This window comes from Stutzerimonas sp. LR2, from assembly GCF_055755175.1.
This window is the reverse complement of sequence record NZ_JBVTRR010000004.1, coordinates 455991-472816: the sequence shown is the minus strand read 5'-3', so window position 1 is coordinate 472816 and position 16826 is coordinate 455991. Positions and strand designations below refer to the sequence as shown.

Below are 16826 nucleotides of genomic sequence, written 5' to 3'. Positions count from 1 at the left end.
GGCCTTGCACATCGACGGGCAAGGGCCGAGGCATTCGACAGGCAAACAGGCGAAGCGTCGCAAGAAAAAAACAGGCCCCGAGTGGACGGGGCCTGTCTGGGCGGTCAGTTCTCCGCTGACAGCATGCCGCTGGTCAGTGCCGGCAGGTGCTCGCGCTGGCACAGGCTGTTCGCGCCTTGCAGGTACGGCTGCAGGATCGGCGCCATGCCCTTGAGGGTCTGTACCGGCAGCGCCGAGGTGAAGCGGAAGCTGTCGGCGGCCCGGCCCGGCACATAGGCCGTCAGCGTGCCGAAGTGATTCGGCCCCAGATAGAAGACGAAGGTGGCGGTGCGGTTCAGCGCCAGCGAACTGATCAGCCGGCCGCCGGCGCCGACGCTCTGGATGCGGTTGTCGCCGGTCCCGGTCTTGCCACCGATGCGCAGCGCGCTGCCATCCTCCTGCTTGAAGGCACCTTGCAGACGTCGCGCCGTGCCGCCTTCGACCACGTTGGCCAGCGCATCCTGCAGCGCCCGTGCGACTTCCACCGGCATCACGCGCTTGCCGGACCCGGCCACGAAGCCCAAGCGCGTCTCGTATGGCGTGCCCTCGGCGAAGTGCAGGTTGTCGATACGCACGCTGGGCAGGCGGACACCGTCGTTGAGGATGATGCCCATCAGCTCGGCCAGCGCGGCCGGCCGGTCTCCGGAACTGCCAAGCGCGGTAGCCAGCGACGGCACAAGGTTGTCGAACGGATAGCCGAGGCGCTGCCAGCGCCGATGGATATCGGTGAAGGCTTCCACCTCCAGCATGATGCGGATGCGACTGTCGCGCGCGCTCTTGTGGCGGCTGCGGAAAAGCCAGCCATAGACTTCCTGACGCTCGGCGCGGCTGTCGGCGACCACTTCGGAGAGCGTTGCCTGCGGGTTGGCGATCAGATAGCCGAGCAGCCACAGGTCCAGCGGATGGGTGCGGGCGATATAGGCCTGATCGGGCAGGCTGTAGGCGCCCGGACCGTAACGGGTGTATAGCGAATCGAGTTCCTTCTCGCTTAGCGCCGCATCCGGCAGGTGCTGCTTGAGGAAGCGGTCGAACACTGCGCGTTCGGCATCCGGCATCAGGTAGCGATGCACGGCAGCCAGGCGTACGGGCGTCGGGCGCATGCCCTGAAGGAAGGTCTCGATACGCTCGTCGGCGCTCTTGTTGCGGTATTTCTTCCAGAACCGCTGCAGAAACACCGAGCCCTCGCGGTCGGCGAAGCGGGTCAGGTATTCCTGCCGGCGCGGGTCCTTGTCGTCTCTCAGCAGCTCGGCGCTGTTGATGGTTTCGTAGGTGCTGTAGCTGACCAGGTCGCGCATCAGGCGCACGAAGGGGAGGTTGATCGACTCGCGCAGCGACTCGCGCACCGTGGGAATGCGCCCGTCGTCTTCGCGGCGGAAGTTGCCGAAGCGGTGCATGCCGGCTCCGGTGAAGAAGCGCTCGGCCGGGCTCGCCGAGTAGCGGCGCTCCAATGCGGCATCGAGCATGCGCTCCAGGCTGCGATCGCTATTGGTTGCCAGATAGTCGATGGCCCAGCGGCTGAGGTTGGCTCGCGCGTCGATCTTGCGCAGTTCGCTCGCGCTGAGTTCGGAATAGCGCTGGTGCAGCTCGGCGATGACTTCCAGGTAGGTAGTCAGCACCCGCAGCTTGGCCGTCGAGCCCAGTTCCAGCTTGCTGCCTTCGTTGATGTCGAACGGCTGGTTGGTGTTGTCGGTCTGCACCCGCACACGGAAGCCTTCTTCGCCGCGCTCGAACAACGTGAAGCTGTAGCGCACGTCGCCGGTCTTCTCCGGCGAGAGCATGCGGTCGCCGAACAGACCGACCGACTCGGCGAAGGCCGGATCGGCCAGGCGCACCAGGTATTCGCTGATCTGGCTCTGCAGATCACCCTGCAACGACGTACTGGCGGTGAGGTCCAGCCGGTCCAGGTCATACAGCGGCAGGCCGAGCAGACCGGCCAGGCGCATGCGCGCCACGGTGATGCCCTTGGTGGCTTCCACGGGCTGGATCGCCGCGTCGCGATTGGGGTTCTGCGCCACGACGCGCTGGCTCAGCGCGGCATCGCGCAGGGCCGTGTCGATGATGCCGCCGTTGGCCAGCAGGCGAATATGGCTGTCGGTCAGGGCCGCCATTTCCTCGCGGCCCGCGCCCAGGTAATAGGAGGGCCGGCGCTGAGCGATCAGCAGCGACAGTACCTGACGCAGCGCCAGGCCACGGGCCTGCTGGTCGACCGCTTCCGGGCTGCGCGGATCGAGCAGGCGGTTGACCTCGCGGAAGTCGGCACCGAACCAGAGCCGCAGGCCGTCGGCGATACCGTGCACTTCGCCGTGACCCGGTGCGGCGGAAAGCGGCACGCTGTTGAGGTAGTCACGCACGATGCGCTGGCGGGTGGCGAGCGTCTGCGGGCCTTCGCGGTAGGTCCGTACGCTGGCGGAGACCATCTGCCGGATCTTTTCCTGCGGATCACCGGTGCGCCCCTCGGGGGAGTGACGATACTTCTCCACCTGAGTGGCCAGGGTGCTGCCGCCAGCGGCCTGGCCGCCGAGGCCCAGGCGCTTTTCCAACTGGCTGATGGCTGCCTTGGTGAACCGTGGCCAGTCCACCGCCGGGTTGGCGTTCGGCCGGCTGGCGTCGAGCAGGCCACGATCCTCGATGAACAGCAGGCTCATCACCACGAGCGGGGGGATGTCCTCGAAACGTTCGTAATACTGGCGTGGATAGCTGTTGGTATAGAGCGGCAGCCCACGGCAGTCGTTGATCGTCAGCCCGGCCTGGGACTCTTCCGGGTAGGGTGGGAAGAAGCCGCGGCTGGTGTAATCCAGCAGCGCGCGCGAGAAGCGCGCCTGTTCCTCGATGCGGAAATTGCGCTGCACCAGCCGTTCGATGAAATTAGGTAGATCGACGTAACCCAGTCGGCGATCGAAGGGGCCATCCTCGGGAAACTGGATGCGCGGACTCGGACCGGGCTTGACGGTGTAATCCAGGTCGGCGGCATAGCGGCTCAGCCACTGCGACTGCCAGCGTGAACTCTCCAGCTCCTGCCAGCCGAGATAGCCGCCACCGGCCAGCAATGAAACGCCCACGAGCAGCGCCAGGCGCCGCGCCGTCTTGCGACGGCCCTTGCCGGATGTACGGGATGATGCAGGGGAGGGGGCGCGCGTGTTACGCCCATCCTGGGGTGTCTTGTCGGATCGCCATACTGCGCCCATGTGTGCCTGGCTTCCTAGCAGTTCTCTACGCCAAGCATAGTCGGCGCGCGGGGCTTAAGCGATGTCCGTTTGACGAACGGAACGGCTCAAGAATGCCCTTGCGCGGGCTGTGGTTGCCTGTCATCGCCATCGCTCGCTACCGTAGCGCGGGTCAGCAACGAAACGATGGCCGCCGGACGATGACGCGACGCACATGAACGACAAGGATTGGGTCAGGCGCCCGCACGAACCGGGGCGGCTCGAGCGACTGGAGGCCTACTTCGCCGGTTACGGATTCGCTCCTCACCGGCACGACACCTATGCCATCGGCTGTACGCTGGCGGGCCTGCATCGTTTCAACTACCGCAAGTGCGCGCGCCACAGCCTGCCGGGCGACAGCTTCGTGCTGCATCCGGACGAGCTGCACGATGGCGAGGCCGGTAATGAAGCGGGGTTCCGCTACCGCATCGTCTACATCGAGCCCGCCTTGTTGCAGGGCCCGCTGGGCGGCCAGCCGCTGCCCTTCATCGACGAAGGCGTATCCCGCGACCCGCGCCTGCAGCGAGCCATTGGCAGCCTGTTGCAGTGTCTGGACCGGCCACTCGAGGGGTTGGAGGAAGAGGATGCGCTATACGACCTCGCTCAGGTGATGGCCTCGATCGCCGGGACAAAGGGGCGGCGGCGCAGCGTCGATTTCCGCGCGGCCGAGCGGGCCCGGGATTACATCCACGAATTTCTGACTCAGCCCGTCAGCCTCGATGAGCTGGAGCAGGTGTCAGGCCGTGATCGCTGGAGCCTGTCGCGGGATTTCCGCGCGCTGTTCGGCACCAGCCCTTATCGTTATCTGACACTGCGGCGGCTCGACCAGGTTCGCCGCCTGCTGCTCGGAGCAATCTCGCCCAGCGAGGCCGCGCTGATCGCCGGTTTCTCCGATCAGAGTCACATGAGCCGCCAGTTCAAACAGGCCTACGGGCTTTCGCCCGGGCATTGGCTGCGGCTGATCCGCCAATCCTGAACCACCTCGTCTGCACGATCGTGCAAGACGCTTCCGCGCGGCACGACCGAGACTGGCCGTGACAGGTTCGTGCAGCGGGGTGTCAGGTGACAGAGGCAACGGAGGATTTCGCTCGACCGCAGGGGCGCCGTGCGGCGAGCCTGGCTGGCTATCGACGTGCTTTGCCGGCCGCGCTTTCGGTCATGCCGGTGGGCATGCTGTTCGGCATATTGGCGGCGCGTTCCGATTGGTCGTGGTGGGAGGTGCTGCTGGTCGGTTTGCTCGGCTTTACCGGCAGCGGTCAGTTTGCCGCTTTGCCGCTCAGCGAGGGCGGCGCAGGCTTTCTTACCCTGCTGCTGGTCACGGCCTCGATCAACAGCCGCTACGTGCCCATGGCGCTCACCACGGTAGACCGCCTGCCGGAACGAGCGCTGGATCGCGCCTGCTGCGCGCACATGCTCGGCGACGAGGCTTACGCCAGCGAGCGTGACGACGATGGGCCCGGCGTGGTGCTGCGCCTTCGCCTGATGATTTTCCTCGCCTGGGTGCTGACCGGCGTGCTGGGTGCGTTGCTGAGCCGCGCACTGCCTACAGCCTGGCTCGGCGACGATCTGAATCTCGCCTTCCCGGCGAGTGCAGTGTTGCTGTATCTGGCCGTGTCGCAGCTCAGGAGCCGGATCGGTTCGTTGCAGCACGATCGGCAGATGGCGTTGATGCGGATCGCGGTCGTTGTCGCAGGGGCGAGCGGGCTGATCCTGCTGCTCGGGCCGGTGTATTTCTGGGTCCCCGGCGTGCTGCTGGCGACCTGGCTGCTGGGCAGGCGTCGGTCATGAACGATGCAGCGCTGGTCGCCATGGCTGCCCTTTCGACCACCAGCGTGCTGGTGCGCATAGTGCCCGCATTCGTTCGCCTCTCGCTGGGCGAACGGGGGCTGCACCTGGTCGGACAGGTGATGCCGATGGCCGTGTTCGTCAATCTCGCCGTGTATGTCGTCTACAGCGAAATCGGCAGCTCACCCGTGGCCGGCGGGTTGGCGCTGATGGCTGTCGCGGTGCTGGCCGTGCAGGGGCGCATCGGGTTGATGGGCAGCACGCTGCTGGCGGCTGCCATCTACTATCTGCTGGCCAGCCACCTGGCCTGAGCGGCTCAGAACCAGCGATCGTTGCGTTTGCGGCCACGGGTCAACGACGGCAGGATCAGGCCCACCAGCAACCCGGCACCGGCAATGCTGCCGCCGTAGACCATGTACTGCATGAGGACCTGCTTGTTCTCGTCACCGAGGCGGGCCTGGGTGGCGCGCAGTTCCGACTGTGCTTCGGTCAGTGCCGTCTCGAGGGTCATGCGCCGGGCTTCGAGCTCGTCGATCAGCGCCTTGCGCGAATCCAGGGTTTCCTGCATGCCCTGCACGCGGACCTTCCAGCTGTCGTCGATGGTCTTGAGCTGCTCGCTGAGTTCGGCGACCTGCTGCTCAAGTTGCGGCAGACGCTCGGCCTGGCCGGGCACTTCCTGCAGCTCCCTGCTGGGAATCCACACGGTGCTGCCCGATTCGGAGCGTACCTGGCTGTAGTCACCCTGGGTGCTGATCAACTCGACCTTCTGGCCAGAGGTCAGGGTGCCGACGATGCGATAGCCATCGGTGGGACCACTGCGAACGAAAGTATTCAGACTGTCACTGACCCAGCGAGCGTTGCTGTCATTGTTTTCCTGGGCATGGATCGGCGTTGTGGCCAGCAGCGCGCCAAACAGGCCGGCGCCGATGAAATGGCGCGAAGTGAAGCGGGAAAGCAAGGCAGAAAGATGAAGAGATATGGACATGAAAGATTCGCGATATTGGAAGAAGAATAAAGTCCCCGGGGCGGGGCAGTGGGGTTGGCTGCACCTGGCCCCGATGGGGCGCTGTCGAATACCGGACGACAGGCACATCGGAAGCAGCCGGGCGGGTCGGTTGACCGCAGCCGGGCGCGCGAAGCACAGCGCGCCCCGCAACGGAGCGCGCAGCTGCCGCTCCGTATGGTGCATCAGCTGAATGACAGCCCACCGCGGGGAAAGTTCAGGCATGCCAGCGCAGCCGATAGGCGGCAGGACATGGAGGGCAGGCGAGGCAACAGGCGCACTGGCCGACTCGACGTCATGCCTCATGGTGGCGACTGCCGGTGTGCAAAACCCGGTCGTTTCTGGTCTGATTGCCGGCATTAAATGACGGGTAGTGGTCCGCCCCTGGTCAAGGCTATGGAAGAGGGGGAGCAGCTCTGGAAAATCTTACCCGCGAGGAGCTCGTGGCCGAGGTGGTGCGCTTGCGCGCAGCGCTGGAGGAGCGCGCCATCGGCGACACCGAGGTGCGCTATCGCCTGGCGGCCAAGGCAACCAACGATGCCGTCTGGGATTGGGACCTGGACAGCGATCATGTGCTCTGGAACGACGCGCTGGAGCAGGCCTACGGCCATCCGCTGGCCAGCATCGAGTGCACCGGCGACTGGTGGCTGGCGCACATCCACCCGGACGACCGCGGCCGCATCGACGCTTCGATTCATGCCGTACTCGATGGCGGCCAGACTGCCTGGAACGACGAATATCGCTTCCGCCGTGTGGATGGCTCCTATGCGGAGATTCTCGATCGAGGCCATGTGATCCGTGACGAGCACGGGCGCGCCGTACGTATGATCGGTGCGATGCTCGACCTGACCCGCGTTCGCGCCGCCGAAGCGGCATTGCGCCAGAGCGAGGAGCGCTTCAGCGCTATCCTGCAGACCATCGAAGCCGCCTTCGCCATCGTCCAGGTCAAGTTCGACGCCGATGATCGGCCGGTGGACTACCAGTTCGTCGAGGTCAATCCGGCGTTCGAGCGGCAGACCGGCGTCGACCTGCACGGCAAATGGGTGACCGAATTCGCGCCGGAGCTGGAACGGTTCTGGTTCGATGCCTATGGCCACGTCGCCAAGACCGGCGAGCCGGCCAGCTTCGAAAGTTACGCGCAAGCGTTCGGTCGCTGGTTCGATGTGCGGGCGGTCCGGGTAGGTGCGCCGGCAGACCGCCGCATCGCCATTCTCTTCAACGACGTCACCCAGCGGCACGATGCCGAGGATCGCCTGCGCGTCAGCGAGTCCCTGGCGCGCGAGAACGTCCAGCGCGTCCAGCTGGCGCTGGCGGCCGGGGCCATCATCGGCACCTGGAACTGGGATCTGCGGACCGACCGGTTCACCGTCGACGAGGGTTTCGCCCGTGGGTTCGGCCTGGACCCGGCGCTGGGGCGCGAGAGGCTGAGCCTGGAGCAGATCATCACTAGCGTGCACCCGGAGGATCGCCCCGGACTGATCGCTGCCATCGACGAAGTCATTGCCCGTGGCGGAGCCTACGCCCATCAGTATCGGGTCCGCCGTGCCGACGGTCGTTACTACTGGATCGAAGCCAACGGCCGCGTCGACCACTCGCCGGAAGGCATCGCGCTGAGCTTTCCGGGCGTGCTGATCGATGTGGAAGACCGACGCTCCATCGAGGCCGAACGCGACCGTGCCACCGCGGCGCTGCGCGCTCTGAACGATACCCTGGAGCTGCGCGTCGCCGAGCGCACGGCCGAGCTGATCCATGCCGAGGAAAAACTGCGTCAGTCGCAGAAAATGGAGGCGGTCGGTCAGCTCACCGGTGGGCTGGCACATGACTTCAACAACCTGCTGGCCGGCATCAGCGGTGCGCTGGATCTGATGGGCATGCGGATCGCCCAGGGGCGGCTCAACGATATCGACAAGTACATGCTGGCCGCACAGAGCGCGGCCAAGCGCGCCGCGGCGCTGACCCATCGGCTGCTGGCGTTCTCACGCCGGCAGACACTCGATCCGCGGCCGTTGGACGTGAACCTGCTGGTCGAAGGCATGACCGAGCTGATCCAGCGCACGGTCGGGCCGAGCATTCTGGTCGAGACCGTCAGCGCTCCCGACCTCTGGTCGGCATCGGTGGATGCCAGCCAGCTGGAGAACGCCATCCTCAATCTGTGCATCAATTCGCGCGATGCCATGCCGGACGGCGGTCGTATCATCATCGAGACGGCAAACCAGTGGCTGGACGCGGAGGCGGCGCTGGCCAACGACCTGCCGGCCGGTGAATACCTGTCGTTGACGGTGACCGACACCGGTACCGGGATGGCGCCTGGCGTGATCGCCAAGGCGTTCGATCCCTTCTTCACCACCAAGCCGATCGGCGAGGGCACCGGCCTCGGCCTTTCGATGATCTACGGGTTCGCCAAGCAGTCCGGCGGGCAGGTGCGTATCAGTTCGGAACTGGGCAAAGGCACGTCGATGTGTATTCATCTACCGCGCTATCACGGCGAGGCGGGTGCCAGCACTGCGGCCCCGGCGCAGTCGGCCGCAGCGCTCACCGGCTCCTGCGGGACGATCCTCATCGTCGATGATGAGCCGACGGTACGCCTGCTGCTGACCGACGTGCTGGGTGATCTGGGCTACACCCTGATCGAGGCGGCTGACAGCCTCACCGGGTTGAAGCTGCTGCAGTCGGATGTCGGTATCGACCTGCTGATCACCGATGTCGGCCTGCCAGGGGGCATGAACGGGCGGCAGATGGCCGATGCCGGGCGGGAGGTGCGCCCCGGCCTGAAGACCCTGTTCATCACCGGCTATGCGGAAAGCGCGGCGCTGGGCAACAGCTCTCTCGGTGCCGGAATGCAGGTGCTGACCAAGCCGTTCTCCATCGACATCCTCGCCACCCGGGTGCTCGAGCTTTTACGCGGCTAGGCGCTTGCCGCCTTGCCACTGCCAGTTGAACAAACGGATCAATGGGCATAGCCTCTCGCTCTGCTCACGGGCCGCCGGTCGGACGGCCCGTTCTCCTTTCCCGGATCTGTTGGCGCGGGTCGAATGAAATCATTGCTGCACCCAGGCAGGACCGTTGCTCTCGTTTTTCTGTTCGCCATCCTCTGCGGCACAGCGCTGCTCTCGTTACCCATAGCCCATGCCAGCGGCGAGACCGGCCCGTTGCTCACGGCCTTCTTCACCGCTGTCTCGGCGGTCTGCGTCACCGGTCTGGTGGTGGTCGATACGGGCACCTACTGGTCGACCTTCGGCCAGGTCGTGATCATGGCGCTGTTCCAGCTCGGTGGCTTCGGCATGATGACCCTGGCGACCCTGCTGGGCTTGCTGGTCAACCGTTCGTTCCGCTTGCGCGCCAAGCTGATCGCGCAGGCCGAGTCCCATGTACTGGGGCTGGGCGACATCAGCAGCGTGGCGAAACTGGTGCTGGTCGTGACGCTGGTGATGGAGCTGGCGGTCATGCTGCTGCTGACCCTGCGCCTGCATCTGTCGTACGGGCTTGGCTGGGGCGAGGCCGCCTGGAGCGGTCTGTTCCATGCCGTATCGGCGTTCAACAATGCCGGCTTTTCCATCCACGTCGATGGCCTTGTGCGCTACGCCACCGATGGATTCATCCTGCTGCCGGTGATGAGCGCGATCATCATCGGCGGTATCGGCTTCCCCGTTCTCAACGACCTGCGCCGCAGGTGGTCGGACCCGCGGCACTGGTCGTTGCACACCAAGCTGACGCTGTCGGGGACGGCAGTGCTGCTGGTGGGCGGCTTCATGGCAGTGCTGCTGTTCGAGTGGTCCAATCCGGGTACGCTCGGTCCAATGGCCTGGGCCGACAAGCTTCTTTCGGCAGCCTTCGTTTCGGTCTCGGCGCGTACGGCCGGTTTCAATGCGCTCGATATCGGCGCGCTGACCCATGAGAGCTGGGCGCTGCACTATTTCCTGATGTTCATCGGTGGCGGCAGTGCCGGTACTGCCGGTGGGGTGAAGGTCGGAACCGTGGCCATCCTGGCGCTGCTGGTGATCGCCGAGATCCGCGGCAGGGCCGACACCGAAGCGTTCGGCCGCCGGGTCGGCAGTTCGGCCCAGCGCCAGGCGATCACCGTGCTGGTGCTGGGGAGCGCCATGGTCGTGCTCGGTACGCTGGTCATCCTGCGTGACACCGACATTCCCACCGATCAGGTGATCTTCGAAGTCATTTCCGCATTCGGCACCGTCGGCCTGTCCACCGGTATCACCGCCGATCTGCCGGAGACCAGCCAGCTGATGCTGACGCTGCTCATGTACGTCGGCCGGGTCGGCACCATCACCCTGGCCGCCTCGCTCGCGCTGGGCGAGCACCGCATGCCTTACCGCTATCCGGAGGAACACCCAATTGTTGGCTAAATTGTTGTTTTCAGAGCAATTTTCGTTCTCCAAAGGCGACAGTGTGGTGGTCATCGGGCTTGGGCGCTTTGGCAGCTCGGTGGCGCGCTCGCTGACACGCCTTGGCCATGACGTGATGGGTATCGATCAGGCCGCCGAGCCCGTTCATGCATGGGCCGATCTGCTGACCCATGCGGTACAGGCTGACTCCACCAATGTCATGGCCTTGCGTCAGCTTGGCGTTGCCGATTTCCCCCACGCCATTGTCGGCATCGGCAGTGACCTGGCGGCGAGCCTGATGACCATCATGGCGCTGACCGAACTGGGCATCAAAGACATCTGGGTCAAGGCGCTGACCACCGAGCATGGGCAGATCGCAACGCGGATCGGCGCGCATCATGTGGTCTACCCCGAGGCGGACATGGGCGAGCGGGTTGCCCATCTGATCTCCGGACGGATGATGGACTTCATCGAGTTCGACGACGGCTTCGCCATTGCCAAGATCCATGCGCCCGAGCGCATCCACAACAGCACCCTGGCCGCAGCGGCGGTGCGCGAGAAATTCGGCGTGACCGTCGTCGGCCTCAAGCGGGCCAACCAGGATTTCCAGCACGCGACGCCCAGCACTCAGGTGCTGCCGGGCGATCTGCTGATCGTCTCGGGGCCGACCCATGACATCCAGCGTTTCGCTGGCCAGGGGCGCAAGGGAAGCTGAAGCTGGTCTTCGTTAGTGCGGTGGTCCGGAGGCGACTACGCTTCTCGGGCGGCCGAGCCACGACCGTGCGCCCGCGACCCCTGGCGCGGCGCTCTCGGCACTGACGGAGGAGACACAAGGTGAATTCATTAAGCGGTGGCTGCCTGTGCGGCGACGTGCGCATCGTGACGGCGGGGCAGCCCTATCGAGTCGGCATCTGTCATTGCCTGGACTGCCGTAAGCATCACGGCGCGCTGTTCTACGCCGCTGCGGTGTTCCCGCAGGATGCGGTGACCGTTGAGGGCGAGACGGCCGAATACGCCGGACGGTATTTCTGCCCCCGCTGTGGCTCATCGGTTTTTTCCCGCTTCGCCGATGAGATCGAGGTACACCTTGGCGCACTGGATGCGCCCGACCAGCTGACGCCGACCTACGAATGCTGGACCGTGCGCCGCGAAGCCTGGCTGCCAGCGTTTCCGCTCAGCCGGCGCTACCCCCACGACCGTGACGATTCCAGTCGCTTCGAATGAGCGTCATTGCCCGCTGGCGATCAGCTGCTGCTCGGTCGTCCGCGTGTTCGGCAGCACGCGGATCGCGATGAACTTGGAGGTGGGCGTATGGCTGCGCGCACCGAAGCTTTCCAAGGGCACCAGCGGGTTGGTTTCCGGGTAGTAGGCGGCAGCCTGACCCTGCGGGGTGTCGTAGGCGAGCAGGGTGAAGCCGCTAACGCGCCGTTCGATACCGTCGTCCCATAGCGAAACCAGATCGACCTGCTGGCCGGCTTCAAGGCCCAGGCGCTGGATGTCGGCGGGGTTGACGAACACCACCTCGCGCATCCCCCTGACGCCGCGGTAGCGGTCGTCCAGGCCGTACAGCGTGGTGTTGTACTGGTCGTGGGAGCGCAGCGTCTGCAGGATCAGATCGGCACAGATGCCCGCCTGGCGCGCCTGCTCTGGCAACAGGTCGGCCGGCAGCGCATGCGCCTTGAACTCGGCGCGGCCGCTGGCGGTGCTCCATTCCCGACGCGCGGCCGCGTTGCCCAGGTAGAAACCGCCAGGGCGATGCAGGCGGTGGTCGAAGCCTGCGAAACCCGGGATGGTCGCCGCGATCAGCTCGCGGATTCGTGCGTAGTCCTCCACCAGCCATAGCCAGTCCACCGGGCGCTTGCCCAGCGTGGCGGCGGCGATACCGGCGACGATGGCGGGTTCCGAACGCATCTGCGTCGACAGTGGCTCCAGCTGGCCCCGGGAGGCGTGGATCATGCTGAACGAATCTTCCACGGTCACCGCCTGCGGGCCGCAGGCCTGGCGGTCGATGTCGGTGCGGCCGAGGCAGGGCAGGATCAGCGCATCGCGACCCATGGTCAGGTGGCTGCGGTTGAGCTTGGTGCTGATCTGCACGGTCAGCGCGCAGTTGCGCAACGCCTGGCGGGTGCGCGGGCTGTCCGGCGTGGCCTGGGCGAAGTTGCCGCCCAGGCCGATGAATACCTGCACCTCGCCGGCCAGCATGGCCTGGATGCATTCCACGGTGTTGTGCCCGGGCTGGCGGGGCATCGGCAGGGCGAAATGGTGCTCCAGCGCATCCAGTAGCGCGGCCGGCGGGCGTTCGTTGATGCCCATGGTGCGATCACCCTGCACGTTGCTGTGGCCGCGCACCGGGCAGGCACCGGCCCCAGGCTTGCCGAGGTTGCCGCGCAGCATCAGAAGGTTGGCGATCTCCTGGATGGTCGCCACCGAATGATGGTGCTGGGTGATGCCCATGGCCCAGCAGACGATGGTCCGCCCGGCGTCGCGGTAGATTGCGGCGGCCTGGCCGATCGCGTCGCGTTCGAGCCCGGACTGCTGCTCGATCTGCGCCCACGGCGTGGCATCGATCGCCTCCAGATAGGCATCGACGGCATGGGTGTGCTCGGCGATGAAGTCGCGATCGAACACCGCCGGTCCGCCGCTCCCCAGCGCTTCGCGTTCCCATTGCAGCAGGTACTTGGCGATGCCGCGCAGTACGGCCAGATCGCCGCCAAGGTTGGGGCGCAGGTAGAGGCTGTGGGTTGGCGCGTCCTGGTTGGCGAGCATCTCGATGGGCTTCTGCGGATGCTGGAATCGTTCCAGGCCGCGTTCGCGCAGTGGATTGAAACAGACCACCTGGGCACCGCGCTCCAGCGCCTGGCGCAGCGGTTCGAGCATGCGCGGGTGGTTGGTGCCGGGGTTCTGGCCAAGTACGAAGATCGCATCGGCGTGGTCGAAATCTTCCAGCGTCACCGTGCCCTTGCCGACACCGATGGATTCGATGAGGGCGACGCCGCTGGCCTCGTGGCACATGTTCGAGCAGTCGGGAAAATTGTTGGTGCCGAAGCTGCGGCCGAACAGCTGGTAGAGATAGGCCGCTTCGTTGCTGGCCCGACCGGATGTGTAGAAGGCTGCCTGGTGCGGGCTGGCCAGGCCGTTCAGGTGTCGCGCGATCAGCGCGAACGCATCATCCCAGGTGATCGGCTGATAGCGGTCGCTGGCCGCGTCATAACGCACCGGTTCGGTGAGGCGTCCCTGGTATTCGAGCCAGTAATCGCTCTGCTCACGCAGCTGGCTGACGCTGTGGCGGGCGAAGAAGGCGGCATCCACGCGGCGGCGCGTGGCTTCCCAGTTCACCGCCTTGGCGCCGTTCTCGCAGAACTTCACCGCACCGGCCTCCGGCGAATCGCCCCAGGCGCAACCGGGGCAGTCGAAGCCGCCGTTCTGGTTGGTCTTGAGCATGGCGCGGATGTTCTTCAGCGCATTGCCGCTGCCGAGCCAGGCGCTGGCCACGCTGCGCAGGGCGCCCCAGCCGCCAGCCGGGCCGGCGTAGGGCTGGAAGCGGGTGGCGGGATGGAAGCGGGACATGCGGCTCATGGGTGACATCCGTTCTGGTCGGGCAGCGCAGGCGCAGGGCTGTAGACCCGCGGAGCGCTGTGGTGGGGCAGATGAATGAGGTTGAGGTGGTGCTGACGCGCCCACTGCACGGTGAGCTGAGTCGGTGCCGAGAGGCTGACCAGCGTGCCGATGCCGGCGCGCACGGCCTTGTGGATCAATTCCAGGCTGCAGCGGCTGGTGATCACGACGAAGCCTTCGCTCGGCTTGCGGCGTTGCAGCGTCAGCGCGCCGATCAGCTTGTCCAGCGCGTTATGCCGGCCGATGTCCTCACGGCAGAGGGCGATCTTTCCGTTGCCGTCGACATACAGCGCCGCGTGCAGCGCACCGCTGTCGCGCGCCATCAGCTGGGCGCTCGCAATGCGCTGGCGCAGCTCATGGAAATGCCCTTCGGGCGGCAGTGCTGTCGGCTGCAGCGGCACCAGCCGCGGCAGTGCCTGATCCAGCGCATCCACCCCGCAGAGTCCGCAGCCGCTGGTGCCGGCGAGCTGGCGACGCTGCTGCTTGAGTGTCCAGAACGCCCGCGGGCTGACCTGTACGTCCGCGCGGCGAGCGCTGCCGTCGCCGAGCAGGCGCAGGTCACGCAGGTCATCGAGTCGCTCGATCAGCCCGCCAGCGAGGCTGAAGCCGACGACGAACTCTTCCAGATCCTGCGGCGTCACCATCATCACGGCGTGGTTCAGACCGTTGTAGCTGATGGCCAGCGCGCATTCCTCGGCCAACAGCGCAGCGCGTGCATCGTGCGGTTCGGCGGAGTTCAGAGTGGCGTAGAGCATGGCGGCTGCCTGCGACAGGTCGACGCAGGCAGCCTAGGAGCGCCGGTGCCGGCCGTCCAATCGCTATGTCCGATGGTGTGATCGATGGCGTCGATCACAAGCCCCTTTCATCGCTGTTGCAGCAGTTCGCTGGCCTCGTTGAAACAGGCCTCCCCCAGTGCGGATCGCGGCGAGTCGCGCCGCAGGATCAGCCCCAGCGGCGCCAGAGTGCTGGCATTGTCGATAGGCGTCAGCGTCAGCCGGCTGTCCAGGGCCTCGAGTCCGCTATCGAGCGGCATGATGGCGCAACACAGTCCGGCGCCTACGGCCTGCAGCAGGTGATGTACGGCATCGGTCTGCAGCCGCGGCGCAAGGCTCAGGCCACGGCTGCGCAGCGCGTGGTCGATGGACTGGCGAAAGTGCATGCCGCCGGTCAGCAGGCCCAGGGGCAGGCCAGCCAGGGCCTCCCAGCTCAGAGAAGGGGCATCGAAGCGGAAATGGCGCTCGTCATGCAGCAGGCCCATGCGCGTTTCGCCGAGGGGCAGGCTGGCGAAGTGCGCGTCGTCGAGGCGCTCCAGATAGGACAGGCCGAGATCCAGCAGATTACGGCTGAGTCGCTCGAGAATCTGCTCGCTGCTGAGTGCGAACAGCTCGAAACGCAGGCTCGGATGGCGTTCGCCGAACGCCCGTACCAGCTGCATCGGGTCGAACCCGGCCAGCGGTACTACGCCCAGGCGCAGCGTGCCGACCAGCTGGCCGCGGCAGGAGGCGGCCTCGGCCAGCAGTCCGTCCTGAGCGGCCAGCAGGCTACGCGCCCAGGCCAGGATGCGCTCACCTTCGGGCGTGAAGCCTTCGAAGCGCTGACCACGAATCACCAGCTGCAGACCGAGCTCGTCTTCCAGCGTGCGCAGGCGCATCGACAGCGTCGGCTGGGTGACGTGGCAGCGCGCCGCCGCCTGGCTGAAATGCCGCGTTTCGTCGAGCGCCACGAGAAACTTCAGCTGCTTGATGTCCATGCCCGGTCCGTTTGCATCGAAGGTAGTGCGGGCCGAACCTTAGCATTTCCTCAGGGTGCGTCGAACAATGGCTGCAGCCCGCTGGGCACCACGCCTGTCCAGCGCTTGAAAGCGCGGCGGAAATTGGTGGTGTCGTTGAAGCCCAGGTGCCGCGCAACAGCCTCGTTACCCAAGCCACAGGCCTGGTAGAGGTAGAGCGCGACGTGCTTGCGAACCAGGTCCAGTTGTTCCTGGAAATGCGTACCGTGCTTGGCCAGCTTGCGCTTTAGCGTCGCCGGGCTCATGGCGAACGCGACGGCGACGCGCTCGAGATTCAGCGGCTCGCGGATGTGCGCCTCCAGGTACTGGTAGAACGCATCGAGAAACGCGCACGGCCCGTCCAGCGCATCGATCTGTTGCTGGCTGGCCTGCACCGCGACCTGGCCCACGGTGGTCGACGCCTCCGGCCAGGGCTGATGCAGGTATTCGCGCGGCAGGCTGAGCAGGGTCAGCTGGCGGTCGAACTGCAGCGCATCGCCCAGATGCACCCAGTACTGCTCGACGTGCCGCGGCTGCGCATAGGCGAACTGGAAGCGCCAGGGCAACCGCAGACCGGAGCCGCGTTTGCACAGCGCGACGATGGCGGTCAGGTGCGCCTCCACGAGAAACCGCTGGTGCCGCCCACTGGCGCCGCCATCCAGCCAGTACAGGTGAATATGGCGTTCATCCAGCAGCAGCCTCGGAGCCAGCAACGGGCAGAGCAGGGCGCGGAACTGACATAGGCGCTCCAGCGCCTGCTCGAGATTGCCGGCATTGGCCAGCGCCAGGCTGACTTCGCCGTAATGGCCGGGCAGCAGGCGCTGGCCGAAGAGGAAACTGCTGTCCGCTGCGCCGAGCAGGCGTTCCGCGTTGCCGATCAGGGTCAGCAACTGCGCCGGGCTGACCCGCGCCCGGCCACTGGCGATGTCTTCGTAGAACAGCCCGCTGCCGCGCAGCAGCGCGTGGCTGTCGATGCCGCGCGACAACGCCAGGTCCAGCAGGACCGCCGGCTGGTGATGCGCGGCGATGAAGCGGCTGTCCCACTCGTACCAGCGTAAGGGGCTGCTCATGGT

Annotated in this window: 13 protein-coding genes; 7 read left to right on the top strand and 6 right to left on the bottom strand. The window is 66.0% G+C overall.

Features of this window, described 5'->3' with window-relative positions; all coding sequences use genetic code 11:
* Positions 1–104 precede the first annotated feature (104 nt).
* Positions 105–3224: a transglycosylase domain-containing protein gene (locus tag ACVRRC_RS16555; protein WP_472997251.1), complete on the bottom strand. Its 3120-nt coding sequence runs from the start codon at positions 3222–3224 to the stop codon at positions 105–107.
* A gap of 193 nt (positions 3225–3417) precedes the next feature.
* On the opposite strand from ACVRRC_RS16555, the gene ACVRRC_RS16550 reads away from it, so the two are divergent.
* From ACVRRC_RS16550 to ACVRRC_RS16540, 3 genes are all read left to right on the top strand, one after another.
* Positions 3418–4218 carry an AraC family transcriptional regulator gene (locus ACVRRC_RS16550; RefSeq protein ID WP_014596569.1) on the top strand — a complete coding sequence of 267 codons (801 nt, stop codon included), beginning with the start codon at positions 3418–3420 and terminating at the stop codon, positions 4216–4218.
* Positions 4219–4379: 161 nt separating this feature from the next.
* On the top strand, positions 4380–5030 hold the full coding sequence (locus tag ACVRRC_RS16545) for an AzlC family ABC transporter permease (RefSeq protein WP_084899016.1): 651 nt from the start codon (positions 4380–4382) through the stop codon (positions 5028–5030).
* A complete protein-coding gene (locus tag ACVRRC_RS16540; protein ID WP_013982642.1) occupies positions 5027–5338 on the top strand; it encodes a hypothetical protein in 312 nt (103 codons plus the stop codon). The genes ACVRRC_RS16545 and ACVRRC_RS16540 overlap by 4 nt, the downstream gene beginning before the upstream one ends.
* Positions 5339–5343: 5 nt before the next feature.
* Here the strand turns inward: ACVRRC_RS16540 and ACVRRC_RS16535 are convergent, their stop codons facing one another.
* Positions 5344–6012, bottom strand: coding sequence for a TIGR04211 family SH3 domain-containing protein (locus ACVRRC_RS16535; RefSeq protein ID WP_013982643.1), 669 nt, complete (start codon positions 6010–6012; stop codon positions 5344–5346).
* Between the two features lie 473 nt (positions 6013–6485).
* Between ACVRRC_RS16535 and ACVRRC_RS16530 the strand changes: the two genes are divergently transcribed.
* The 4 genes from ACVRRC_RS16530 (at position 6486) to ACVRRC_RS16515 (ending at position 11594) form a co-directional block, all read left to right on the top strand.
* A complete protein-coding gene (locus ACVRRC_RS16530) occupies positions 6486–8939 on the top strand; it encodes a PAS domain-containing protein (protein WP_419186706.1) in 2454 nt (817 codons plus the stop codon).
* Positions 8940–9062: 123 nt separating this feature from the next.
* Entirely contained in the window at positions 9063–10391 is a 1329-nt protein-coding gene (locus ACVRRC_RS16525; protein WP_125851330.1) for a TrkH family potassium uptake protein, read from the top strand.
* Entirely contained in the window at positions 10381–11085 is a 705-nt protein-coding gene (locus ACVRRC_RS16520; RefSeq protein WP_013982646.1) for a potassium channel family protein, read from the top strand. Before ACVRRC_RS16525 ends, ACVRRC_RS16520 begins: the two co-directional genes overlap by 11 nt.
* A 119-nt stretch (positions 11086–11204) precedes the next feature.
* A complete protein-coding gene (locus tag ACVRRC_RS16515; RefSeq protein ID WP_013982647.1) occupies positions 11205–11594 on the top strand; it encodes a GFA family protein in 390 nt (129 codons plus the stop codon).
* A gap of 3 nt (positions 11595–11597) precedes the next feature.
* On the opposite strand, the gene ACVRRC_RS16510 is transcribed toward ACVRRC_RS16515, so the two are convergent.
* From ACVRRC_RS16510 to ACVRRC_RS16495, 4 genes are all read right to left on the bottom strand, one after another.
* Positions 11598–13946, bottom strand: a complete 2349-nt coding sequence (locus tag ACVRRC_RS16510) for an FdhF/YdeP family oxidoreductase (RefSeq protein WP_472997250.1) — start codon at positions 13944–13946, stop codon at positions 11598–11600.
* Positions 13943–14740 carry a formate dehydrogenase accessory sulfurtransferase FdhD gene (fdhD, locus tag ACVRRC_RS16505; RefSeq protein WP_170800120.1) on the bottom strand — a complete coding sequence of 266 codons (798 nt, stop codon included), beginning with the start codon at positions 14738–14740 and terminating at the stop codon, positions 13943–13945. The genes ACVRRC_RS16510 and fdhD overlap by 4 nt, the downstream gene beginning before the upstream one ends.
* A gap of 107 nt (positions 14741–14847) precedes the next feature.
* A complete protein-coding gene (locus tag ACVRRC_RS16500; RefSeq protein ID WP_020306227.1) occupies positions 14848–15735 on the bottom strand; it encodes a LysR family transcriptional regulator in 888 nt (295 codons plus the stop codon).
* Positions 15736–15785: 50 nt separating this feature from the next.
* Positions 15786–16823 carry an AraC family transcriptional regulator gene (locus ACVRRC_RS16495; RefSeq protein WP_048329294.1) on the bottom strand — a complete coding sequence of 346 codons (1038 nt, stop codon included), beginning with the start codon at positions 16821–16823 and terminating at the stop codon, positions 15786–15788.
* Positions 16824–16826: the final 3 nt, after the last annotated feature.

Excerpts from the sequence above, each read along its gene's own strand:
- ACVRRC_RS16555 (WP_472997251.1), bottom strand. The coding sequence starts at position 3,224 with ATGGGCGCAGTATGGCGATCCGACAAGACACCCCAGGATGGGCGTAAC.
- ACVRRC_RS16550 (WP_014596569.1), top strand. The coding sequence starts at position 3,418 with ATGAACGACAAGGATTGGGTCAGGCGCCCGCACGAACCGGGGCGGCTC.
- ACVRRC_RS16540 (WP_013982642.1), top strand. The coding sequence starts at position 5,027 with ATGAACGATGCAGCGCTGGTCGCCATGGCTGCCCTTTCGACCACCAGC.
- ACVRRC_RS16535 (WP_013982643.1), bottom strand. The coding sequence starts at position 6,012 with ATGTCCATATCTCTTCATCTTTCTGCCTTGCTTTCCCGCTTCACTTCG.
- ACVRRC_RS16525 (WP_125851330.1), top strand. The coding sequence starts at position 9,063 with ATGAAATCATTGCTGCACCCAGGCAGGACCGTTGCTCTCGTTTTTCTG.
- ACVRRC_RS16510 (WP_472997250.1), bottom strand. The coding sequence starts at position 13,946 with ATGAGCCGCATGTCCCGCTTCCATCCCGCCACCCGCTTCCAGCCCTAC.
- fdhD (WP_170800120.1), bottom strand. The coding sequence starts at position 14,740 with ATGCTCTACGCCACTCTGAACTCCGCCGAACCGCACGATGCACGCGCT.
- ACVRRC_RS16500 (WP_020306227.1), bottom strand. The coding sequence starts at position 15,735 with ATGGACATCAAGCAGCTGAAGTTTCTCGTGGCGCTCGACGAAACGCGG.
- ACVRRC_RS16495 (WP_048329294.1), bottom strand. The coding sequence starts at position 16,823 with ATGAGCAGCCCCTTACGCTGGTACGAGTGGGACAGCCGCTTCATCGCC.